Source organism: Vibrio sp. 10N.286.48.B8 (assembly GCF_003050085.1).
In the GTDB taxonomy this organism is placed as follows: Bacteria; Pseudomonadota; Gammaproteobacteria; order Enterobacterales; family Vibrionaceae; genus Vibrio; species Vibrio crassostreae.
Genome location: NZ_PIGD01000016.1, coordinates 82039 through 106998, shown reverse-complemented (window position 1 = coordinate 106998; position 24960 = coordinate 82039). Strand labels below are relative to the sequence as shown.

General features: G+C 43.6%; 18 protein-coding genes. 8 read left to right on the top strand and 10 right to left on the bottom strand.

Features of this window, described 5'->3' with window-relative positions; translation table 11 throughout:
* Positions 1-122 precede the first annotated feature (122 nt).
* The 4 genes from CWO08_RS17600 (at position 123) to fabV (ending at position 8046) form a co-directional block, all read left to right on the top strand.
* A complete protein-coding gene (locus CWO08_RS17600; protein WP_108020850.1) occupies positions 123-3218 on the top strand; it encodes a VCBS domain-containing protein in 3096 nt (1031 codons plus the stop codon).
* 447 nt (positions 3219-3665) lie between these two features.
* A complete protein-coding gene (locus CWO08_RS17590; protein WP_017065403.1) occupies positions 3666-4295 on the top strand; it encodes a TetR/AcrR family transcriptional regulator in 630 nt (209 codons plus the stop codon).
* Between the two features lie 55 nt (positions 4296-4350).
* Entirely contained in the window at positions 4351-6633 is a 2283-nt protein-coding gene (locus CWO08_RS17585; protein ID WP_108020849.1) for an acyl-CoA dehydrogenase, read from the top strand.
* A 210-nt stretch (positions 6634-6843) separates the two neighbouring features.
* Positions 6844-8046, top strand: a complete 1203-nt coding sequence (fabV, locus tag CWO08_RS17580) for an enoyl-ACP reductase FabV (RefSeq protein WP_102480572.1) — start codon at positions 6844-6846, stop codon at positions 8044-8046.
* Positions 8047-8317: 271 nt separating this feature from the next.
* Here the strand turns inward: fabV and CWO08_RS17575 are convergent, their stop codons facing one another.
* Both CWO08_RS17575 and CWO08_RS17570 read right to left on the bottom strand, forming a co-directional pair.
* The gene (locus CWO08_RS17575; protein WP_017630384.1) at positions 8318-10000 is read right to left on the bottom strand and encodes an aspartate:alanine antiporter; all 1683 of its coding nucleotides are present in this window, start codon (positions 9998-10000) and stop codon (positions 8318-8320) included.
* 250 nt (positions 10001-10250) lie between these two features.
* Complete coding sequence (locus CWO08_RS17570) at positions 10251-10514, bottom strand: GrxA family glutaredoxin (protein WP_009847069.1); 264 nt, start codon at positions 10512-10514, stop codon at positions 10251-10253.
* A gap of 406 nt (positions 10515-10920) precedes the next feature.
* On the opposite strand from CWO08_RS17570, the gene CWO08_RS17565 reads away from it, so the two are divergent.
* Positions 10921-12210: an iron-containing alcohol dehydrogenase gene (locus tag CWO08_RS17565; protein WP_108020848.1), complete on the top strand. Its 1290-nt coding sequence runs from the start codon at positions 10921-10923 to the stop codon at positions 12208-12210.
* Positions 12211-12349: 139 nt separating this feature from the next.
* Here CWO08_RS17565 and CWO08_RS17560 read toward each other — a convergent pair whose 3' ends face one another.
* The 5 genes from CWO08_RS17560 to CWO08_RS17540 form a co-directional block, all read right to left on the bottom strand.
* Positions 12350-13204, bottom strand: coding sequence for a MurR/RpiR family transcriptional regulator (locus CWO08_RS17560; protein ID WP_004734686.1), 855 nt, complete (start codon positions 13202-13204; stop codon positions 12350-12352).
* A gap of 359 nt (positions 13205-13563) precedes the next feature.
* Positions 13564-15207: a pyridoxal-dependent aspartate 1-decarboxylase PanP gene (panP, locus tag CWO08_RS17555; RefSeq protein WP_048668657.1), complete on the bottom strand. Its 1644-nt coding sequence runs from the start codon at positions 15205-15207 to the stop codon at positions 13564-13566.
* 119 nt (positions 15208-15326) lie between these two features.
* Positions 15327-15854, bottom strand: a complete 528-nt coding sequence (locus tag CWO08_RS17550) for a hypothetical protein (protein ID WP_048658401.1) — start codon at positions 15852-15854, stop codon at positions 15327-15329.
* A gap of 174 nt (positions 15855-16028) precedes the next feature.
* On the bottom strand, positions 16029-16934 hold the full coding sequence (locus CWO08_RS17545; protein ID WP_048658402.1) for a lysine exporter LysO family protein: 906 nt from the start codon (positions 16932-16934) through the stop codon (positions 16029-16031).
* A 54-nt stretch (positions 16935-16988) separates the two neighbouring features.
* Entirely contained in the window at positions 16989-17909 is a 921-nt protein-coding gene (locus CWO08_RS17540) for an HDOD domain-containing protein (protein ID WP_048664794.1), read from the bottom strand.
* Positions 17910-18267: 358 nt separating this feature from the next.
* Between CWO08_RS17540 and CWO08_RS17535 the strand changes: the two genes are divergently transcribed.
* Positions 18268-18849: a TfoX/Sxy family DNA transformation protein gene (locus CWO08_RS17535; RefSeq protein ID WP_017060401.1), complete on the top strand. Its 582-nt coding sequence runs from the start codon at positions 18268-18270 to the stop codon at positions 18847-18849.
* 131 nt (positions 18850-18980) lie between these two features.
* On the opposite strand, the gene CWO08_RS17530 is transcribed toward CWO08_RS17535, so the two are convergent.
* From CWO08_RS17530 to CWO08_RS17520, 3 genes are all read right to left on the bottom strand, one after another.
* Positions 18981-19523, bottom strand: a complete 543-nt coding sequence (locus CWO08_RS17530) for a hypothetical protein (protein WP_019822601.1) — start codon at positions 19521-19523, stop codon at positions 18981-18983.
* A gap of 287 nt (positions 19524-19810) precedes the next feature.
* Positions 19811-20308, bottom strand: a complete 498-nt coding sequence (locus CWO08_RS17525; RefSeq protein ID WP_048664795.1) for a response regulator — start codon at positions 20306-20308, stop codon at positions 19811-19813.
* Entirely contained in the window at positions 20301-22244 is a 1944-nt protein-coding gene (locus CWO08_RS17520) for an ATP-binding protein (RefSeq protein ID WP_108020847.1), read from the bottom strand. Before CWO08_RS17520 ends, CWO08_RS17525 begins: the two co-directional genes overlap by 8 nt.
* Positions 22245-22427: 183 nt before the next feature.
* Here CWO08_RS17520 and CWO08_RS17515 point away from each other — a divergent pair, with 183 nt between their 5' ends.
* Together CWO08_RS17515 and serC are read left to right on the top strand one after the other, a co-directional pair.
* On the top strand, positions 22428-23690 hold the full coding sequence (locus tag CWO08_RS17515; RefSeq protein WP_017091692.1) for a DUF945 family protein: 1263 nt from the start codon (positions 22428-22430) through the stop codon (positions 23688-23690).
* Positions 23691-23852: 162 nt separating this feature from the next.
* On the top strand, positions 23853-24947 hold the full coding sequence (gene serC, locus CWO08_RS17510) for a 3-phosphoserine/phosphohydroxythreonine transaminase (protein ID WP_029224511.1): 1095 nt from the start codon (positions 23853-23855) through the stop codon (positions 24945-24947).
* The last annotated feature ends 13 nt before the right edge of the window (positions 24948-24960 follow it).

Genomic DNA, 24960 nt, shown 5'->3' with positions numbered 1-24960 from the left:
ACCACTTTAATGAGTTGATTATCAATAGTGCCGCTACTAAATTTATTGTAGGAAATAGCCACAGCGCAGAGTGGGATTGAATCCGCGTTTGGTGTGTTCTGGGTAGAAGTGGGAATATGGATATGGGAAACATCAACCTAAATATACTAGGCCTTGCTAGCGGGAGTGTAGTGCTCGACGCTCAAGGTCAAGTTAGACGTTTGTCTCCGGGCGAACAACCAGCCGCTAGCGACGTAATTATCAGTTTTGATACTAGTGAAGAGAGTGTGCCAAGTGTTTCTGCACGTTTTGTAGATAACCAGGGCCAACAAAATGTGCTAGACACTGATGATGCGATCGCTCAAGTTCAGCGTGCTATTGAAGAAGGATTTGATCCAACAGAACTAGGAGATGAGTTTGATACTGCTGCTGGTGAAGAAGGCTCGAGTTTGACCAACAGCGGTAGGATTGAACGTACTGGAGCTGAAACTCAAGCCGCCACGAATTTTGAAACTGAAGGGTTTGAGTCTCAAGGATTGTCAGAAACTCAAAGTAATGCTCTTTTTGATATCATCGCTTTTGCGCTTATTTCAGGTGACACTAACGCTATTGAGTTTGAGCAGGATGAACCAATTGAGACAGGCGGCGCCTTAATCAGCGATGATCCGGACGTTACCTTTATTGGCAAAGAGGTTGTTGGAGATAATGATCTCGGTACCTTTGTTGTAAACGAAGATGGTACTTGGACTTTCGTGGCCAACAGTCCTTATGATGAGCTTGCCGATGGCGAACAAATTCAAGACACGACAACAGTACAAACCTCCGATGGAGGCGAACAAGTCATCACTGTAACGATAATCGGTACTGATGATGCGGCTGTAGCCACTGATGACTCAGGCAGTGTGACCGAGGACATCGATGTAGATGACATCACCAATCAATTGGTGACGTCTGGTCAGATCGTGATTACAGATGTAGACAGCGACACTCCCACCTTTTCAGCTGATGGTGAGTTTAACCTCGTAGGTTCAACAAACGACTCACAGCTAGGCATATTGAGCATCGACCCCGACGGTGCGTGGACTTACGTAGTTAACAACGATGATGTTCAGTACTTGGATGACGATGAGTTCGTAACCGAGGTTTATACCGTGACAGCAAGTGACGGTACCACGAGCGAAGTGACCATTACTATTAACGGTGCAGATGATCCATCTGATATAACCGTTGGCGAAGGTGATTCAGACACAGGTGAAGTGACTGAGGATGTGGATGTTGACCTAGAGAGCAACAACTTAATAACTTCCGGGACACTGACCATCACCGATGTCGACGATAACGATGTCGCTGCTTTTCAACCAAACGGTGTGTTTAATCCTGAAGGCTCAACCAATGATACCGCGTTAGGTATGTTGACCATAACCGATGATGGCGAATGGACGTACGTCGTAGATAACGATGATGTGCAATACCTTGACGACAATGAGTTCGTTACCGAGGTTTACACGGTTACTGCAATAGACGGAACCACGAGCGAAGTGACCATTACTATTAACGGTGCCGATGATCCGTCCGAGATTACCGTAGGAGAAGGTGACTCTGATATGGGTGAGGTGACGGAAGATGTCGATGTTGATCCTGATACCAACGAACTTTCAGCGTCAGGTACTTTAACGATTACTGATGTCGACACGAGTGACATGCCAGCCTTTAAACCTAATGGTGTGTTTACCCCGATTGGGTCTACTTATGCTCTTGCTCTGGGTATGTTAACGATTACTCCGGAGGGGGCATGGAGTTATGTCGTTGATAACGATGCGGTTCAATACTTGAACGATGATGACGTAGTTATAGAGCGATATGTCGTAACCGCTATCGATGGTGTTGAACATGTTATCGAGATAACAATCAATGGTGTCAATGATGCACCTGAAGCGACGAGCTTTACGGTCGTCAATGATGAGGACGCAGTCATACCAATCCTTTTCGATTCTGAAGATGGTGGTATGCCTGATTACATCTCAGATATAGAAGATGACCATGATGACATTCCACTTAATATTAGGATAGAAAGCTTGCCAACCAACGGCAGCCTTTTGTATACCGACGAAAATGGCGTCACGAGAGAAATCGTTCAGTCTGATGTTGATAACGGTGTGTTGTTTGTTCCGAACAATATCAGTTTTGTTGCTGGACCTGGAGAGATGTTTGAAATGGGCTTCAGTGGTGATCCTGAGGATATGCCAGATCTTGTTGATGGTTTCTATAATTGGGGGGAAGAAGTTTCACCAACAGAGAGACTTATTACGCTAGATAACGGTAATACGATTACAGTAACGATCGAAGATAACAATGATAAACCGTTGAAACAGTATCAAGGCGAACAATCTCATGTTGGTTTTGGTATTGGTGATACTGATGGTAGAGGTATGAACAGCCAGGAGACCTTGGTCCTCGACTTTACTAATAATCCATTAGAGGTTGTTGATTTTGGTTTAGATGGTTTGGGTGGTTCATTTAACACTGATAGTAATGTTTATGTTGAAGTGCTCTATACCTTTGCTGATGGCACGACTCAGACGGAGCAATATCAAAAAGATCCAGGGGATACGGGGAATAGCCAAATTCTGTATGATTTTAGTTATTCTTCACCAGACAATCCGATTGTTGGGATGGAGCTGTCATCGACAGGGGGCAGTTGGGAGTTACGCTATGTCCAAGGTAACGAGGCAGTAACCGAAGACCCGCAGTTTGATTACGTCGCAGTCGATTCTAATGGTGCAGAAAGCACGGTAGAGACGGTCACGATAGATATCGAAGATCCGCAGCAATATAACGTTGTTAGTGCGGCGAGTAATGAACCCTTGTATGCACAGTCAGGTAACGATCTGCTGATTGGAGATAGTGGAGATAATATCTTCACTTGGCTAGACTCCGCGCTCGACAACGGTACTGATATTATTAAAGATTTCGAGCTTTATACTGCTGGTTCTGGGGACCTGATTGATCTCAATGATTTGGTCGAAGATCCTCAAGACGAGACTCAAATGGCAGAGTTACTTGATGCGATAGAGGTCTCTGTCGACGGAGAAGATATCGCGTTGTCCATTCCAATCAATGGAGGGGATGATGTTCAAACTATCGTTGTTGAGGGGATTGCGACTGAACTGGGTGGTTCGGTTGACCTAGGTAATGACCTAGCAGTGCTGGGAGAGCTGATAAAAAATGACGCAGCTTAATTAGATAAAGTGAAAGGTTCTAGCACTCAATGTAAGCAAAGCCCTCGATTTTTCGGGGGCTTTTTTTGTATCGAATACCAGCCAAAGAAAAGGTATCGGAATAACACACAAAAAAAAGCCCAAACCAACGTGGTTTGGGCGGATACAAGTATAGGAGTTAATAAGGAAAATGCAGTAATTAAGAAAGCAGTGAGAAGAACAAGTTTGACGGCCTGTTAAACTTCTAAATACGCTGTTTTCTACCTAATTTATGACCCTCCATTTCCATTTCAGTTCCAAGAAAATTCATTATTTTTTTCTTTTTTTGTAAACACACAGCGATTCAATCGGTTAGTGCTGAGTTTTACTAACTGGTACGACCAATTTGTGAAAATGTGATGTTGCTTGCTTGTTAAATAAATGTACTAAGCGTATATTTCAAACAGTTGTTTAATACGAGTGATTGAAATGGCACCAAGAAGTACAACCAAAGACAAAATCTTAGATGTGGCTGAAGGCTTATTTGCTGAGCACGGTTTTAATGACACCTCTTTACGCACGATTACGAGTAAAGCGAATGTCAACTTAGCTTCAGTGAACTATCACTTTGGCGATAAGAAGACTCTGGTTCGTGCGGTACTCAATCGTTACTTAGAAGCATTTATGCCAGCACTGCAAGATGCATTAGTGAACTTAAACTTGAACGAAACGTATTCTATGAGTGACGTGTTTGAGTCTTTGAGACAGCCACTAAGAGCACTTAATGATGTTAGGCCAAATGGTACAAGCCGGTTCATGTTACTTATCGGCAGAGGCTATACGGATGTGCAAGGACACTTGCGTTGGTTCATTACTACCCGTTATAGCGAAGTACTTTCTTTGTTTACAACGTCAGTAATGAAGGCGAATCCGAACCTCACTCAAGAACAGTTATTTTGGCGATTACACTTCACCCTAGGGACTTGTGTATTCACCATGGCATCAAGTCAGGCTCTGGTAGAAATTGCAGAGAATGACTATGACAGAAAGATAGATGCTAAGGCAGTGGTCGATATTCTTATTCCATATTTAGCCGCTGGCATGTCAGCAGAAGAATAAAACAATAAAAAGCGAAACATTCACAACCAATATAGTGAACAAAAGGATCTGAACTATGAGCTCTCTAAGACAAAAATGGGTAAGTGACCCAGCTTTTAAACTCTTTAAAAAAGTACTACCACCACTATCTAGCACCGAGAAAGAAGCGATGGAAGCAGGTAGCGTGTGGTGGGACGGAGAGCTGTTTTCTGGCAAACCAGATTTCACTAAGCTGCACCAATATCCTAAACCTCAGCTGACAGCAGAAGAGCAATCGTTCATGGATAATGAGCTTGAAACTTTGCTGGCTATGCTTGATGACCACCAAATTGTAAAAGAAGACCGAGACCTTCCTGAAGAAGTGTGGAACTTCTTACGTAAAGAGCGTTTCTTTTCTCTTATTATTGCGAAAGAGTACGGCGGTCGTGAATTCTCAGCACACGCTAACTCAACTATCGTAACTAAGATTGCCACGCGTAGTATCAGTACTGCGGTTTCAGTAATGGTTCCAAACTCTCTTGGTCCTGGTGAGCTGCTTTCTCACTACGGAACTCAAGATCAAAAAGACTACTGGCTGCCTCGTCTTGCTGACGGTACCGATATTCCGTGTTTCGCACTAACAGGCCCAGAAGCGGGTTCTGATGCGGGTGGTATCCCTGATGTCGGAACTGTGTGTATGGGAATGCACGAAGGTAAAGAGACGCTAGGTATTAAGCTGAACTGGAACAAGCGTTATATCACGTTAGCGCCAGTGGCGACGGTACTTGGTTTGGCTTTCAAACTACACGATCCTGAGAAACTACTTGGCGACAAAGAAGACATCGGTATCACTTGTGCGCTAATCCCTGCTGACCACGAAGGTGTTGTGATTGGTGAGCGTCATGATCCACTTGGCCTTGCATTCATGAATGGTCCGACACGCGGTCATGATGTATTCATCCCTATGGAATGGCTAATTGGCGGTGCAGATTACGCAGGTAAAGGCTGGCGTATGCTGGTGGAGTGTCTGTCTGCAGGTCGTGGTATTTCACTACCAGCCCTAGGCACAGCGATGGGTCACCTAACTGCGAAAACAACTGGCGCGTATGCTTATGTTCGTAAGCAGTTCGGCATGTCGATTGGTAAATTTGAAGGTGTTGCAGAGAGTTTAGGCCGTATTGGTGGCTTAACATATCTACTAGAAGCAACTCGTACATTGACAACTACTTCACTTGATATGAAGGAGAAGCCGGGTATCGTAACGGCTATCGCGAAATATCATATGACAGAGATGGCGCGTACTATTCTGAATGACTCAATGGATATCCACTCAGGTCGTGCAATTCAAGATGGTCCAATGAACTACTTGGCTGCGCCTTACCTAGGTATTCCAGTTGCTATCACAGTAGAAGGTGCGAACATCTTAACTCGTAACCTGATGATCTTCGGGCAAGGTGCGACACGCTGTCACCCATACGTACTAAGCGAGATGGAAGCGGCTGCAAACCCAGACGAGAAGCAAGGTGCGAAGGACTTCGATAATTTGTTGTTCAAGCATATTGGTCACGCGACTAAGAATACGTTCGGCGCGTTTGGCGCGGCATTAACAGGCTCTAAGTTCATTAAAGCGGATATGAGTGGTCCAACAAAGCCGTACTACCAAGACCTGACTCGCTTGAGCCGTGCGCTTGCAGTAAGTGCGGATTTCGCAATGCTGACGCTAGGTGGCGAGCTGAAACGTAAAGAGCTTATCTCTGCACGTTTAGGTGATGGTCTAAGTTACCTTTACATGGCTTCTGCTGCACTTAAAAAGTATGAAGACGAAGGTCGTCAACAAGCTGACCTAGACTACATACACTACGCGGTTCAACACTGTTTCCATAACGCGGCGAAATCGCTACAAGAAGCGTACAGAAACTTCCCGAACAAGATGGTTGGTAAAGTACTTAAAGGTCTAGTGTTCCCTGTAGGTAACCACTTTGAAAAACCAAGTGACAACCTAACGGTACAACTGGCGGAAAGCTTGATGACTCCGGGTGCACACCGTGAACGTCTGACTCACCTTTGCTACATCGGTAAAGAAGAAGAGGATAGCGTTGGCCTAATGGAGAATGCGTTCAATGCGATGTACAGCATTAAGCCTCTTGAGCGTAAGATCTTCAAAGCAGTGAAAGAGGGCAAAGTAGCTCGTAAAGGCTTACTGCAAGATAAACTTGCCCAAGCTCTGGCGGCAGACGTTCTTACTCAAGACGAAGTTGACCAAATCATTGCAGCAGACAAACTACGCTACGCAGCGATTCAAGTTGATCACTTCAGTCATGACTTCAGCGAAACTTTGACGCGAAAAGAGTTAAAACCTAAGCTAAATAGCGTTGCTTAGATAAAGAAATGACAAAAGGCACCTAATAAGGTGCCTTTTTTTGTTTTTGTCGTAGAAGTCGCAATAGACGCGTTAACAAATGGTGACTTAGTCAGCAAATATTCGCTGAGTGCTCCAACCACTTGCATTTTCACCACATTTTTACAGAAATTAGATGCCATTTGCGTACGAAACTTTTATCCTTAACCTGATTTTTTAAGGAAGTTGAATATGATCATCAAACCTCGAATTCGCGGATTCATCTGTACTACAACACATCCAGTCGGTTGTGAAGCTAATGTAAAAGAACAAATTGCTTACACAAAAGCTCAAGGCCCAATCGCAAACGCACCTAAACGTGTACTAGTTGTTGGCTCTTCAAGTGGCTACGGCTTGTCTTCACGTATTGCGGCTGCATTTGGTGGCGGCGCTTCAACTATCGGTGTTTTCTTCGAGAAAGCCGGTACTGAGAAAAAGCCGGGCACAGCTGGTTTTTACAACTCAGCAGCGTTCGACAAGCTAGCTAAAGAAGAAGGCCTGTATTCAAAAAGCCTGAACGGCGATGCTTTCTCTAACGAAGCGAAACAGAAAACGATTGACCTGATCAAAGAAGATCTAGGTCAAATCGATATGGTTGTGTACTCACTGGCGTCTCCAGTGCGTAAAATGCCAGAGACTGGCGAAGTTATTCGTTCAGCTCTGAAACCTATCGGTGAAACGTACACATCAACAGCTGTTGATACAAACAAAGACATGATCATCGAAGCAAGTGTTGAGCCTGCATCTGAAGAAGAGATCAAAGACACTGTTACTGTAATGGGCGGTGAAGATTGGGAACTTTGGATCAACGCTCTATCTGAAGCCGGTGTTCTAGCTGATGGTTGTAAGACAGTTGCTTACAGCTACATCGGTACAGAGCTAACGTGGCCAATCTACTGGGATGGCGCGTTAGGTAAAGCTAAGATGGATCTAGACCGTGCAGCGTCAGCGCTTAACGAGAAACTAGGTCAAACTGGCGGTACTGCAAACGTTGCTGTTCTTAAGTCTGTTGTGACTCAAGCAAGCTCTGCAATCCCTGTTATGCCTCTTTACATCGCTATGGTGTTCAAGAAGATGCGTGAAGAAGGTATTCATGAAGGTTGTATGGAACAGATCTTCCGTATGTTCAGCCAACGTCTATACAAAGAAGATGGCAGCGCAGCAGAAGTCGATGAAGTGAACCGTCTACGTCTAGACGACCTAGAACTTCGTGACGACATTCAAGAGCATTGTCGTAACCTATGGCCTCAAATCACAACTGAGAACCTAAAAGAACTGACTGACTACGTAGAGTACAAAGAAGAGTTCTTGAAGCTGTTCGGTTTCGGTGTTGAAGGCGTTGATTACGAAGCTGACGTTAACCCAGCTGTTGAATTTGATGTAGCTGACATCTAATTCAAACAATCGAATCAAAACGAAATAGGCGCTCATTGAGCGCCTATTTTTTTGTCTGTTATTTGAGTGAAGAAATTAAGAGCAGATGCAGGATATGAGTGGCGGTATTCGAAGAGTTTGAAGAGCGGATACGGGATACGAGAAGCGAGTATCGGTTTCGAAGAGATTTAAGAGCAAGCGGAAGAGAAGAACTAACAAAAAATGCACTAATCCAAAGATGAATTAGTGCATTCGAAATATCTAAGCTTGGCTGCTTTTAATGCAGTAGGCGCTAGCTAATTATGATGATGAAAGTACCTGCTAGGGTCATCAATATATTGGCTATCGCGTAAGTACCCGCATAACCTAGTGCTGGAATGGTTGAGCGAGCGTGGTCGTTTACGATGTCCATTGCTGGAGCACAGGTTCGCGCACCAATGATTGCACCAAACAGCAGCGCTCGGTTCATCTTCAAAACATAAGCACCAACCAAGTAAGCGAAGAATACAGGCAGCACACTCACTACGAGAGCAATACCAATGACCTGAGGGCCGACTTGGGTTAAGTGCTCGAATATCTTACCACCGGCGCTTAATCCGATACCGACCATAAAGAACATCAAGCCGAGGTCTTTGACCATATTCAACGCACCCTGAGGTACATAACCGAAAGTAGGGTGGTTTGCTCGTAAGAAGCCCAGCATGATACCCGATAGAAGCAGGCCAACTGCGTTACCTAGTCCAAATGAAACCTGACCGAATGTCATGGTGATCAAACCAAACAAAATACCCAGAATGAAGAAGCTACAGAAGGCCATCAAATCTGCCATTTGACTGTGAATTGAGATGAAACCAATTTTTTCTGCTAGGCCGTGGACACGGCTCTTTTCGCCACTCACTTGCAGTACATCACCTTTAGAAAGCACAATGTTTAAGTCCATCGGCATTTCAATCTGAGCACGTACTACGCGGTTAAGAAAACAGCCGTACTCAGACAGGTTTAAGTCTGAAAGGCGTTTACCTGCGATACTGTCACTTTTAACGACAATCTCTTCTTCCACTATGCGTAGATCGAGTAAGTTACGGTCGAAAACCTCTTTCCCGTTACGGAAGCTTGGGTCTAGACGAGCGTGGCTATCTGGGAAACCAACCAATGCGATCTCATCGCCTTCTTGCAGAATAGCATCACCATCTGGGTGGGCAAGAATACCATTACGACGAATACGCTCGATGTAACAACCTGTTTGGCGATAGATACCCAATTCACGCAGGTTCTTACCGTCAGTCCAAGAGATAAGCTCTGGTCCCACACGATAAGCACGAATGATAGGAAGGTAAACCTTACGTTGACCAGAAGCACCTAAACCGCGTTCTTGAGCAATCTGTTCAGCTGAGTCGTGCAGGTTTACTTTTTGCAGCTTTGGAATCAGGCGAGCGAACATGATCATGCTGATTAAGCCAACCAAGTAAGCCATCGCGTAACCCACCGATAGGTTTTCGATAATCAGGCTCAAATCCATGTTTCTTGGTACTTCTGCTAAGCCTGAGTTGAGCGCGTCTTGTGCGCCTACCAAAATTGGTGTTGCTGTAAGCGCACCCGCCATCATGCCGGCAGACAAGCCAAAGCCTAAACCAAGGTAATGACTACTGAAATAGGTTAGGGCAATCGCTGTAGAAAGTACCACAAGGCTCAGAATGAGGTAGTGCTTACCGTCTCTGAAGAAGATACCGAAGAAGTTTGGACCCGCTTCAATGCCAACACAGTAAATAAACAGCATGAAGCCAATGGTGAGTGCATCTGCATTAAAAGAGAAGCCAAGATGTCCCATAACGAGGGAAGTAATCAGAACACCGATTGAATTGCCGAGTTGGAGACTACCGAAACGAATTTTACCAATGGCTAATCCAATCGATAAAACAACAAAGATGAGGAGAATGGGGTTTTGTTCTAACAGAAAAACAACGTCGATATTCACAGTGGTCGCTCAATAATTGGCGTGAAACACAGGGTAAGTTTGAGAGGTGAATTGTATCTAAATATAAATAAATTATAAGCGATATTTTGCTAATTTACTTGATTTTGACCTTATTCTTATTCCGTATGAAAACTGGTCATAAAAAAAGCCCGCTACAATGAGCGGGCTTTCTATAAATCGTACAGTCCAACGCATAAATTGGTCAGTTGTTTAAAGTCTTAGCCTCGATTCTCTTGTGAGAAATCCTAGCTTAGTCGAAAAGACCTAGGTTTTCTTTTGCGTATGCTTCAAATTCTGTGCAGCCGCCGATGTGGTCTTGGTCGATGAAGATTTGTGGCACTGTGTCTACAGGCTTACCAACAGTCTTTTCTAGGTCAGCTTTGCTGATGCCTTCAGCGTGGATGTCAACGTAACGGTAGTTGAAGTCATCGCGTTTAGCTTTAAGAGTTTCAGCATGCTCTTTTGCACGAACACAGAATGGGCAAGCAGGGCGACCAAAAATAACTACAAACATTTAATTTCTCCTAAATACGGGATGAGGCTCGTTAACTCGATTATGTTAACTATTCTTTAGTGAATGCCACTCAAAATTTCTTAAAACCAACTATGCCTCAATGCCATGGGGAAATAAAGATGGAATTACCTCTTAATACAATAGGTTTTGTCTATCAGAGCAAATAATGGTCACAAAAAGGATCCATGTTGATTTCTGATAGGTATCTAGATTGATTACCCTTAATTTAAGAGTGTGAATTACCCCTAAGAATACGACTTTAATCCATCTTTAATGCGACAAGTTGCACCTCGTCAAAAAAAGCTCATACAGAACGAGGCATCTTAATACTGATGCACGATACAAAGACTAAATTCCAACAACCAAGAGTTCGCAGTTTTGTTCAGTCATAGGCGCAGGAGGCACCATGTTTCAATTTATGACATCTACAAAGATCATCTTTGGTGATGGAGCACTTTCCGCTTCATTGTCTCTCTTTAATCAATACGGCTATAGCGTGCTATTGGTTACAGGCAATACATTAGAGCGCACTTCAGTTGTTACTGACTATCTCGATGCGCAGAGTATGCGTTATCAGCACATTGCCGTTTCCGGAGAACCTAATATTAAAATGGTCGAAGAGGCCGCTATTTCTGCCCGTCGATTTAAGCCAGATATGGTAGTCGCGATGGGTGGAGGCAGTGCCATCGATATGGGAAAAGCGTTAGCTGCGGTTTTACCTAATCAAGGCAATTTATACGACTATGTTGAAGTCGTCGGGCGTAATGTACCTCTTAAAACTAAACCTCTGCCATTTATTGCTATTCCAACCACTGCGAGCACCGGCGCGGAGGTCACTAAAAACGCGGTGCTGAAATCAGGGCAAGACCAAGTGAAAGTAAGCCTTAGAAGCCCAGACATGCTGGCTGACGTTGCGATTGTCGACCCAACCCTAACTCATGGAACTAATCTGTATCTATCTGGACGAGGTGCGATGGATGCATTTACTCATCTAATGGAAGCCTACGTGTGTGGTGAACCCAACCCGTTAACCGATATGATCTGTGAAGAAGGGCTGCGCAAGTTGAGTAGTTCTGTGGTTCGGGCGTGTGTTTATGACGAGCCTCAAGCACGTTCTGATCTTGCTTTTGCTTCTATGCTTGGTGGTATGGCGATAACAAACGCCAAGCTTGGTGCTGCCCATGGTTTAGCTTCTGCATTAGGAGGCAAGATTTCAGCGCCTCACAGTGTGATTACCGCGCGCTTAGCTCCGTTCGTGATGCTGGAAAATATTGCGGTTGCGAGAGAAGAGAAAAGATTAGACATTTTAGCGCGTTATCAGCGAATCGCTCAGATAGTGATAGGTAACTCCGAAGCAAAAGAAGAAGAGGCGATTTCTTGGTTATCTGAAGTGCTGGATACGCTTAAGTTACCCAATTTGCAGGAATTTGGCGTCTGTGAAGCTCAGTTTGATGAGGTTTCTGCCGATGCGCTCAAGTCAGTGGCTATCAAAGGAAACCCTTTGCCGTTAAACCAAGAGAGGCTAGTGCATATTCTGAAACAGGTTTGCGAGGAGTGCAGTTGTGGAGAAGGGGATCATGAGGCGGCTTCAATGAACCAATTTGAAGAATCTGCAGTAGAGTCTAGCTTTACCATTATCAACTCTTATGCGTCCGAGAACAGCGTGGTAGAGAAAGGCAACAGTTGGACTATTTAACGGCCTTCGATCTGTCTACTATATAAATCAATATAAACTATTTTAAACAGACAAATAAAAACGGAGCTTTTAGGCTCCGTTTTTTAATAGCTATCTTTTTGTTCTTACCTTAGAGGCTCTTTTCTCGAACCCTAGAAGGTTAGAACTGAGAGTATTTCTCGTAACGTGAATCACGAAGAGACTCTTTAACGCGCTTCAGGTTCTCTCTGAAACCAGAACCACGACGAAGCGTAAAGCCTGTCGCTAACACATCAATAACCGTCATTTGAACAACTCGGCTTGCCATTGGCATATAAACGTCTGTGTCTTCCGGTACATCCAATGAGATAGAAAGCGAACTTGCTTTATCTAGTGGAGAGTCTTTTGCTGTGATAGCGATAACCGTTGCGCCGTTTTCACGCGCTAGGTTTGCAATCTCTACTTGGCTCTTAGTGCGACCAGTGTGAGAGATAAGAACAATAACGTCATTATCACTGCAGTTAATGCAGCTCATTCGCTGCATCACGATGTCTTCGAAACACGTGATTGGGATATTAAAACGAATAAACTTGTTTTGAGCGTCTTTGGCGACAGCAGAAGAGGCACCTAGTCCGAAGAATGAAATGCGTTTTGCTTGAGTCAGCAAGTCAACCGCACGGTTTACTTGCATCGCATCTAGACTGTTTTTAGCAACGTCTAGACAAGCCATAGTTGATTCGAAAATCTTATGCGTATAAGCATCCGGACCATCATCTTCTTCAACATTACGGTTCACGTAAGGTGTACCGTTCGCCAAGCTTTGAGCTAGGTGAAGTTTGAAGTCAGGAAAGCCCTTTGTGTCTAAACGACGACAGAAGCGGTTAACTGTAGGCTCACTCACGTCAGCCATTTTAGCTAAGGTAGCAATGCTAGAATGAATTGCAGTTTGAGGGGAAGCCATGATTACTTCGGCTACCTTACGCTCAGACTTGCTGAAATTTTCCAGGTTTTTTTGTATTTTTTCTAATGTATTCATAGTGTTCACAAGGGTATAGAGAACAACTTGCTAGTTAATATCTTTTACCAGGGGGTATGGCTGAAACAAATATCAATAAGTACAAAACCAAACTTAGATTGGGTATCGTAAATACTGCTGCATCAAATAGATATCAAGCTAACTAGCACCATAGAGTCAGTATAAACCCAACATACTATTTACTAATACAAAAACACGGCATGAATGCTTAAGAATATGACAAACCTCAACAAAATTTTAGAAAACTACAGAACTGGAAGAGGGTTTGAGCAAAAAGAATGCAAATTGAGTATGAACTGACAGCTTAGTTACATCAAAAAGAAAGAAATTTTCAATTTGATGCAACTAAAATTGAATGACTATGCGTTGATTTGCGTAACCAGTTTGGTGATTTTGCCCATCAAGTTAGGTGCTAGTTTAGAGATCTCACGCTGTTCTTCAAGCACTGAAGAGAGAATATCATTGCCCGTTAGTGGGTTTGCTAACACCACGCGGAAAACGATGATTGGCTGATGTGCCCACGCTTCAGGGTTTAAGCGAGTACGAGATACGAACGACTTACCCGTTTCACGCTGTTTTTTCTGAATAAACTTAGTGAGTTCGTTAAGAAGTTCATTTAGCTCTACGCGTTGTTCAGGATCAGCCTTAAGCAATGCTGCCTTTACAGCTTCAGGAACGTAGCGATAGGTCAGTAGGCAAAGCTCAGGTTCAGAAACCAGTTCGAAGTCGCTCTGATCTTTAATTAGGTCGGCGAAGTAGCGCGCTTTGTTGATGCTCTGATCGATCAGTAGTTCATAGCCTGGACGGCTAATGATGTGCATTGCGGCGTAAACCAGCATTGCCATGCCTGAACGAGAGCCTTCAAGAGTATGACTGCCTAAATCTTTTGAGCCTTTACGAAGTATGTATTGAGCGTGATGTTCAATCGCTGTCATCGCATCTGGCTTCTTAAACAGAACCATGCCCGCACCCATAGGGATATAAAGCTGTTTGTGTGCGTCAATGGTGACTGAATCGGCTAGCTCAATACCATCAAGTAGGTGACGGTGATTGTTAGACATCAAGGTCGCACCGCCCCAAGCTGCATCAACGTGGAAATGACAATCTGTTTCGGCACACACCTCTGCAATGTCCCTTAACGGGTCGATATTACCGGTTTCGGTTGTACCAGCCACACCGATCACGGCGAAAGGCTTAATCTTGTTCTGCTTAAGCTGCTCGATTTTGAGTCTTAGATCGTCAGTGCAAATGCGGTTGTCGTTATCCGTTTTAACAGACACTAGACCTTCTTGACCAATGCCAAGGACATCTGCGGCTTTTTTCAAAGAGTAGTGACCACGTTCAGAGACTAAGATGGCTAGACCTTCGTAGTCGTAGTGCTTCATGGCTTTAAACAAGCCTTCTTTTTCCACACCTTTGAACGAACCTTGGGCTTTTAGGGCATTGTTGCGTGCAACCCACAGCGCGGTAATGTTCGCGATGGTACCACCAGAACAAAACGCACCTAAAGAGTGGTTTGCACTGTGCATCCAACGAGAATAAAACTGGTCGCTATCTTGATAAATCAGGCGATGTAACATGCCCAGAACTTGACGCTCTAGGGGAGTGAAAGCTTTGGAAGTCTCGATTTTTACTAGATTCTGATTCAACGCAATCATGATTTTAGAAAGCGGCATCAGAAAGTACGGCAGGGCAGACGTCATGTGACCAATAAAACTTGGCGAAGACGTATGAACCGAATGAGACACGAGAGAATCGAGGAGATGCTCAGTATGTTCAGAAACAAACTCAGGTTGCTCTGGGATATGAGCATTTGAAAAATCTTTCTCAATTTCACGCAGTGGCTTTTCTTCAGCCACAATGTGTTCACGTAAGAATTGATTCAGGTTTCGTGAAAGTTTGTCTTCAATTTGAGTGAGTGTTGAATCTGGGCCTTCCGGTACCGTGAAGATACGTAAAAGACTGTCGAAGCTAACATCTGCTGTTTTTTGTTCCGTAACCATAGCAAGCGAGTTATTTTTTTTTATATTGACGCGAGCGGGACAATCTAAACGAAAACGGGAACAATGTCCCGTCTTAATTATGAAATCCAACTTCTCATAAAAGCGCATTAAACCAAGGGTTATTTACACTTAATCGCTTCAAGTTTACTAATCGACTGATTGTAACGCTGCAGCGCTGTGTCGATTTGCTTAGGGTGACTAAGCAGCTCTGCAAACGCAGAACGTAGCTCGTAGTTTTGAGCATGAGGCGTTGATTGGCGGTCGTCGAACGTTGTTTTCGCGATTTTGCCAAGCTCATCATCACGTGTTGATAACGTTTTAATGTCGTGTTGCTCAAGTTGCAGCCAAGCTTCCACCGGTTGTTCAGTTGCTACTTTACTTGAATCGTTCACAAGGTAGTAGTTTACCGCTGCACGGTTAAGCTCAAAGTGGTGTTTACGGCCTTCTAGGAACCACTCACTGACTTCTGTTAGCTCTGGATATTGTTCAGAGGTTAATGCAGCAAGGTCGGCATACCAATTCAAAGATGCATCAATGTACGCATCATATTTTTTTGCTTGGCATTGGTTTGTCTCAGACATTGAATCTGCTGCAAAAGAGAAGGTAGAAGTTGAAGCTAGCAGTAATGCGACGCAAAGGCGTTTCATAGTGGTTCCTTTTGTAAGTTTATTCTTTTTATAACTTTGTAGTTACAGATTACCGTGATCATTATTTGTTGAGCAATGACACTTAGTGTCTTTTTATTTCGGTAACTGTATCGGTGTCTTGAGCATTGGTATTCGAGTTGCATTCTAATCTAAAACAAACGCTATTCCTGCGATCTAGTTAGCAAGAGATACAAAGAACAACATCAATATCGGAACAAGCAAGCTTAGGATAAAGCCACTGACGATAGCGATAGGTACACATCGAACGCCGCCTGTTGTTTGAATAACCGGTAAGGTGAAGTCCATCGCAGTAGCACCAGCATAACCAATAGAGGTACATGGATAGCTGCGGATCAGCACTGGAATCAGTACCAAAGCAACCAACTCTCTTAATAGCTCAAGCATGAACGATGCGCCGCCATAGACAGGGCCAAAGGCGTCACCCATCAAGATACCTGCCAGCGAGTACCAGCCAAATCCAGAAGACATAGCTAGGGCTTTGAAAAGAGGGATATCAAGGATGTAAGCAGCGATCACACCGCCTAACATTGAGGTCGTGATGATCGTGATTGCGATAACCATGCCGTGTTTGTTGAGCAGGATCTGACGAAGTGTCAGCCCGCTATTACGCAGTTGAATACCGATAAAGAAGAGAAGAACAAACAGAATCCATTCGCTTGCGGTATCAACCCAATCGAGGCCAATAGGCAGTACTAAGCCAGCGATAAGGCCTGAACCTACCACTAGGATCAGCTTGGCAGACTCCATTGCCATAGAAGAGAGGGGAAGCTTTTTGTTACTGCTGTCAGTCTTGAGTGGCAGTAACTTATCAATAGCGGGCAGCGCCATCAGGTTACAAACGCTTAAGCAGACGAAGAAAGTGGCGGTGTAAAGAAGGATTGTCTGTAGATTACTGCCTAAGTTATCGAGAGCGGCTAAGCTGAGTCCCATTAACGCCAGAATCACGTAGATCAACCGCGATGTTGAGCGGTTGATGAAGTCTAGCGTCTGAGCGTTCGAAATTGAAAAAAGATACCCCACGACGAGTGGCGCAAATATAAAGATCATCCCTGTAAACATGCTTTCCCCATTGCATTTACTTCATATTACATTTACTTGTCACTTAACAGTAACTTAGAAGCCGCTAGTATTGATCACGTCGCTTAGCTTTGCATTAAAATCATGTTTGCTCAAGTTGCTTAATTTATAAAGCACCTCTGCACCTGTCACGTTAAGCTCAACTTCGTGATCATCGATGTTCTCATCCTTGTTTCTGAACATCAGCAGGTGGTTAGCGATTCGAGCAATATCTAAGTAAGACACTTCACGTTGTTCGTGGTTGTTGATGGTATTGCTGCATACATCAATAAAGTCGCTGTCGAAGCCCCAACGGTTAAGCACCAATTTACTGGTAGCAGAACATTGGCCTTGGAATATTTGTAGAGCAATGTCGTGGTCTAGGTAATTGCCATTTTCGAGGTAGAGGTGGTATTCGCTAACCAAACAGAACAAGCCAATATCAGCCAGCAATCCAACAAGCAGTGATTTTTCATGTTCAAGGTAGCGGTATTCAATAGGAGAGAGCTCTTTGAAGCCGTTGGTCACCAATACCATGGTGGCGCCCAGTTCTTTGGATACAGAAGCGCTATTAACCAATAACTCATTACATTCTCTGCTTAGGTTCACTGAATGTTTGAGTTGCTCTATGGCTTGAGCTGTCACGATGTCACGAACTCTTAATATGCCAAGGCGGGACACGGCTGTCATGATATCAACACAAGTAATATTACGTCGGTTAAAGACGACAGAGTTAGCCACACGAATGACGATAGCAGTGAGGCCTGGATCTTCGAGTAGGCACTCGGCAACTTCGGCAATCCCGGTTGACTCAAGGGTACAGAGCTTTTGAATTTTCAGTACAACGTTAGGGATAGGAGGAAGTGTTATTTTTCCCGCTGAGATAGAATGGCCAACAAGTTGGGCAAACTCTGATTCTAGACCCTTTAAGAGAAGAGTCTTATTTTGTGGTAGCCAGAAAAACGATAAATGATTCATATAAAAAGTAAAAACATGTATGTCCTGCCATTTTACAAGCCACGATGCTGCGAGGCAATACTCATCCGTCCACATAACCTTTAATAATTTGAACCGGTGTATCACTAGGTGTCCAAATTCAAGCATGGTTTGATAGTTTACTGTGACGTCAATCATGAAAAACCAGAATACTCAATTGATTGATGTGAACTATGTCCAGACTTATTTTTCTTTTCGAAGTATGATTTATTTAAAGGTGAAAAACGAAACCATAATATTCACCTATAGAATAACAAAATAGATTTAAAATTTTTCGCATAACAAGCTGCTTGTCTGGTGATCAACCTAATCGGGGTAATTTGATTAAGGATCAACGGATATGACCGAGACAGCATTTATTAATTACGTGAATCAATTTGGTGAGCATCAAAAACGTTCTATGTTCGGAGGTATTGGCCTCTTTCAAAATGACGCTATGTTCGCTTTATTGAGTGAAGGTTGTTTATTCATTAGAGGTGGAAAATCATTAGATAAAAAACTGACCGATCTTGATTGTGAAAAGTATCGTCATGTAAAAAAACAGACAACAGCTACCGTAAATTACTACGATATTACGGATCTGTTTACATGTGAACATCCTGAATTGGATAGTATTATTCGTACTTCAATCGATAACTCAATTCAGCAACGTAGCTTCAAGAAATCATCAGCTAGCCGCAGATTAAGAGATCTACCAAACATGCAACTTACGTTAGAACGCATGGTTAAAAAGGCGGGTGTGGATGATGTTTCAATGTTTATGCAGTTGGGCGCGCCTGAAGTGTTTAATAAGGTTCGCGAAGCGTACGGAAACGATGTTGACCTAAAACTACTTTGGAAATTTGCGGGTGCAATTGATGGTATTCACTGGAAACTATTACAAGAGCCACGCAAGCAGCAATTACTAAAGAGCTGCCACTAAAGAAGTTTGCCTTATATGCTTAAGATTACTGTTAATAAATAAAAACCGAGGAATGTCCTCGGTTTTTTTGTTTTTGTCTTAGCAAGTTTGAGAGGCTAAGAGCTTATCTGTTCGGGCTTTAACGTTAAGTACTAGTACTTGAAACGAGCAGTGAACATAAGTTGGTCACCGTAGAAGTCGTTAATACGAGCTTCAGCACCTAGAGAGAAAAGCTCTGTAGAGTGGAAACGCGCGTAAACAGAACCTGTCCAATCATCGTTGTCATCGATAGAAACGTAACCACCTTTACCACCAACTTCTAGTTGTGGACCAAGCCATTGGCGAACACCAACGTTGATTTCCATACCGATATCAGTAGAGCTTGAGTTCTCTGGCTGAACGATACGAGCTAGCATTTCACCTGTTAGGTCTGCCCAGTTGTTTAGTGGAGCGTGGAAACCAAGACCTACAGCTGAGTCGTAATCGCCTTCAAATTCTGAATCGATACGTGCTACAGCATGAGCGTTCGGGTGAATTGACTTACTGAACGCACCACCAAATGTTACTGGGCTAGCACCGATGCGTGCTTCAAAGTAATCATAGTTAAAGTTGCTCATTACCTGTGGTTGTTCATCAACAGCTAGTGCTTGACCAGAAGCCAATAGCATAGCGGTAGTAAGTAGAATTTTGCGCATAACGACCGTAAACCTATATTAGTGTTAATTCCTTTGGTTTGAGACAAATCGGCAAACCATAAACATTGAGACAGTTTAATCTAACTCACGGAAAAGTAATCCTTTAAAATGTAAAACCTTACTCATTTAGTTAAAAAACAAGCAAATTAAGGATCAGTCTGTAACGGAGATCTCATGTTTTAGGGCGAATGAGGAAAATAGAAGAACGAATTATCCAAAATTTGTATGTATTCGGACGGTTCTTATATCGAATGCTGCTTTTCTCAGTATCTATTAACCAATTAATGCTATTCACCAAAACTGGTGCGTTTATCCGCCATGGAAGTCAGTATACGCTCGGTATCTAAGATGGAAGTCCAGTTAAGCAATTGTTTGTCGTTGGCAATGACATAGTCAGTCAATTGTTGAGTAATCGTGTCTCTCAGTTGGTCGCCTTGCCAAGGTTTTGAAATATAGAAATCAAGTGCAGCGTTGTTAATGGCCGTGACGGTATCTTCAAGCCCAGCTTGCCCTGTGAGTAGCAGTTTACGCGTTGGCTTGGTCGCGTCGTGTTGGTTGAGTTCGATCAGAAAATCGATGCCGGTTTTTTCTGGCATGATGTGGTCGCACAAGATTAACGCGAGCTTAATACCATCTTGTCCCATTTCTTTGATTACTTGCATGGCTTCATCGACCGATTCAGCACCTTCAACCAGAAAGTTCTCTTCAAATATCGCCAAGTCCTGAAGGACACTATTGAGAACTTCAGGTTCATCATCGACACATAAAATTAGGTACTTATTCATGAGGTGCTCCTTCTTGTTTGAATGGAAGCCACACTTGCATGTTTGTATGACTGCCTACCTCTGACTCCACCAAAATAAATCCTTGATGAGCCGAAACGATTTGTTGAGAAATGGATAGCCCAATCCCTAAACCAAAGTTACCTTCTTTTTTGGTCGTGAAATTTGGGTTGAAAATGGTGTTGATGTCTTCTTTGGCAATGCCGTGGCCAGTATCGGAGATTTGCACCACAAGAAACGTGTCGTCACCTTTTGTATGTTGAGAGGTAGTAATGGACACTTTGCCTCGTTCAGAAAGGGCATCGAGCGCATTGGAAAGAAGATTGGTCCACACTTGTTGCAGAGAGAGTGACTGGCACAATAAAGGCGGTAAGTTGGTGTCGTAATGCTTCTCGAGTTGGTGATGTTTGAGTCTGTTTTCAAAGATCACTAAAGTATCTTCAAGCCCTTCGTGGATATCTGTGTAGTGGCGAACTTCTTCATCTTCTCGGGCATAGCTTTTTAGGCTTTTGACCATATCGGCAATACGCTTGCTGCACACTTGAATTGAGCGAATAGAGTTTCCAACATAGTGGTAATGCTCTAAGTCATTGAGCAGCTCTTTGCCTGCGACAGGTGAGTCTTTCAAGGTGTCTAGAACCGCCGAGTCTTGGCTTAGGTTTAGTCTCACGGCTTTTTTGGCTAGCGCACGATCATCGATAGTAGAGGTGAGGTGCTTTACGAGTTGTCTTTCTTGAGCCGTTGATAGTGGCTTGGCTAACTTTGAATGCGCCAGCACGTCAGTCCCTTTATTCGATTGTGGGAGTGACGAGTTTTCGAGTATCTGGTCGAGATGTTCAGACAAGGTTTCAATACTTCGTAAGATCGCGGCAATAGGGTTGTTCAACTCATGAGCAACGCCCGCGACAAGTTGCCCAAGCATCGCCATCTTCTCTTTCTCGATCAATTGTTGATGTGCAGACTCTAGTGACTCCAACGTTTGTTGCAGCTTGATTTTATTAGTGATACTTCTTTGCAAGCGGCGGTTAAAATGACGGAGCAATAGATTGGTGAATAACGGCAGCAGGGTATTGTTTGAGTGCATCACTTGAGCAAAGCTATCTTTATCCAGCTTGATGACTCGTGTTTGCGTTAGGGTTATCGCGGTTGAGAATGAAGGTTCACCCGTCACAAATGACATCCCGCCGACAATGTTGCCCTTAGAGTGTCGTACCACTTCCCGCTGTTGCCCCAACTCATCTTTTTTATAGAGAGCGGCTTCACCCTCAATGATCAGCCATAAAAAGCGATTGTCTTCACCTTCTACAGTGAGGAGATGTTCGGGTGAGTAGTCTCGAATGGCCTTGGTTTTGTCATCTTTTGAAAACACATCTTGTAATGCACTGACGACACGCTCTGCAAGGGCATTGTCAGAAAGCTGGTGGTAGTCGTGAATGAATCCTGATTGAAAAGAATGAATCTTTTGCTCGATGTGCGCTCTGAATAAGCGCTGTTGATCCAACGCGTCGCTGTAAGATAACAGGTTTTCTGAGTCGTATTGGATAACAAAAGAGGTCAGCTCTTTTTGCGCCGATTTGAATAGAACTTGATCTTGAACGGGTTTGGTTAGGCAGTGATTGAGCCGGCCCTCATTCACCGCGGTCAGAATGGATTGGATGTCTGACGAAGCGCTGACTAATATTGTTCTTGCGGTATTACTATGGGGCAGTTGTTCCAGTTCAATTAGAAATTGCACACCATTAAATCCAGAATGATGATGAGTGATCACTAAAGCAACGGTTTGGTGGTGATCATGGATATCTTCTAATGCGTGATGCGCGTCTTCTATGTTCTCGGCAGTATAAATATCGAATACAGAAGCTAACGGAGCCAGCTCCGAACGTATCCTTTCAATGCTAACCGGATTATTGTCCAAACAGATAACAGCGTATTGATTCACAGCTCAACCTTAATAGTAGCGACGTCTCTAGCCTAGCAAGAACCGCTCAATAAGGATGAGAGCTAGCCGTTAATTTATTGAGGCAATCGAAGTATCGAGCAATAGACTGATTTAACTCAATGTTTCTTGTTTGCTATTGATGGGTTAGACTAAAAAAAACAGACTAGTGTAGAAAGAGAACTCATGGAACAGTTAAGAAAAATTGGTGCAATTGGCGGAGCAATCTCATTGGCACTTTGTTGGCCATTAGCGGTTGGGCAAATTGGACAAAATGCGATTACTGATGGCGTTGCAAAGCTTAACAATTCAAGCATTCAAGCTGAGATCGTGGAATACGATAGAGGTTACCTTTCTTCTACTGTAACCACTCGCGTAACTGTGACGGATGAGAGCTTGAAAGAGCAACTTGCGCTCGATGGCTTACCGAGTGAGTTTGTCATTAATAGTGCGGTGAGCCATGGCTTAGTGAGCTTAAACGCGCTGTCGACGTTTGAGAATACTGACATTCTGCCTCTTACTCTGACTACCAGCACTGAGCTAAACGGCAACACGGATTTCAACTTCGAGTTAAGCCAGTTCAATCACCAAGGCTCAGAAGAAAATGGTACCTCGGTATCTATCACGAAGTCGAATCTGTCTGGCCATGCCACTGTATTAGGGCAGGTTGATTACCAGCTTTCTATCCCATCGGTTCAAATTGATTTTGAAACGGGTGAAGAGGTCACACTCTCTAACCTAAAAGGCATTGGCTCAGGCCAGCAAGCGAAAGGTTACTGGTTAGGCACGCAGAATTTTACTATTGATAGCTTCTTGATTTCAGATTCTGCAATGCAGCCTTTCATGACCATCGAAAACTCTAAGTACGATTTTGAATCGCATCTAGATGAAGCGACTAAGCGCTTGAGCAGCAGTCTTAAGTTGGATATCGCCAATATTGAGACCAACGAAGGCCAGTTGAACAATCTAAACGTCGATTTTGAAATGTCGAAACTGGACAGCCAGTCGTTTGAGAAAATCTTTGAAATTTACCAGGCGAATCCTGTTCTGACACAAGAAGATGTGGCTGAGATCATTCCGTTCATCGACGTACTGTTTGCTAAAGGCTTCGACCTTTCAATGAACAATATGTCGTTAGAATTAGGCAAGGGTCAGTTTGAATCTAAATGGTTGGTGAGCGTACCGGAAGGCACAGAAAACATCAGCAGTAACCCTTCAATGATTGTTCCTGCATTAACAGGTAATGTTCAATCTAGCTTCTCAAATGAGCTTGTTGAAGAATACCCTTTTATCCGTGAAGGTATCGACGAATTGATCGTGATGGAAATGATCAAGCAAACAGAAAGTGGTTATGAAATCACGGCTGACCTAGAGAATGGAAATCTAGTGTTTGAAAATGGACAAGAAATTCCATTAATTGCACTGCTTATGCCGGCTTTTGTTCAATAAAAAGAGTCGGGCTTAATACTGATAGGGCGATCTAACGGGTTAAGTTAAACATTTTGTACGGTACGAAACAAAAGAGGTCTTAAGACCTCTTTTGTTGTTTTTATGTTGGGTAAAACATGGTATTACTTGCATAGTTATTATTTAGCAGGAGCAATTATCCCCATGGAACTTACATTAGATAACGTATTCAACTTTAGTGCTGGCCCAGCGGCACTGCCTAAACCGGTAATGAAACAAGCGCAAGCAGACTTCATTGATTGGAATGGTTTAGGCACTTCCGTTATGGAAATCAGCCATCGCAGCAAAGAATTTATTCAAGTTGCCGATGAGTCTGAGCAAGACCTACGTGATCTTCTGAACATCCCAGACAACTATAAAGTTCTTTTCTGTCAGGGGGGCGCTCGTGCTCAATTCGCTGCTGTTCCTCTAAACCTTCTAGGTGACGCGACGAAAGCAACTTACATTGATGCGGGTTACTGGGCAGAAAGCGCAGTGACTGAAGCGAGCAAATATTGCGAAATCGATGTATTTAACGCGAAGACATCTATTGATGGCAAAGCGGCGGTTGTTCCGGCTAAAGATTGGAAAATCGACCCAGAAGCGGCGTACGTACATTTCTGTCCAAACGAAACCATCGATGGCATTGAAATCAGTGAGCTTCCTCAAACGGATAAGCCAATCGTCGCGGATATGTCATCTAACATTCTGTCTCGTAAGATCGATGTTTCTCAGTATGGTGTTATCTACGCGGGTGCTCAAAAGAATATCGGCCCAGCTGGTATCTGCATTGCTATCGTACGTGATGATCTACTAGAACTAGCAAACGAAGTATTGCCGAGTATTCTTAACTACAAAGTACTTGCTGAAAAAGACTCAATGTTCAACACACCACCAACCTACGCTTGGTACCTATCAGGCCTTGTATTCAAGTGGCTGAAAGCTCAAGGTGGCGTTGAAGCGATGGAGTTGGTGAACAAAGAGAAAGCGGCGTTGCTTTATAATGCGATTGATAGCTCTGCTTTCTACAAAAACGATGTTCACACCGCAAACCGTTCAAGAATGAACGTACCTTTCCAATTGGCGAAACCAGAACTAGATGCAAAGTTTTTAGAGTTAGCTGATGCTGCGGGTCTGAAATCCTTAAAAGGTCACCGAGCGGTGGGTGGAATGAGAGCATCTCTATACAACGCCATGTCTTTGGAAGGCGTACAAGTATTAGTCAACTTCATGAAAGATTTTGAAGAGAAATACGCTTAATTCAATAGGCGAA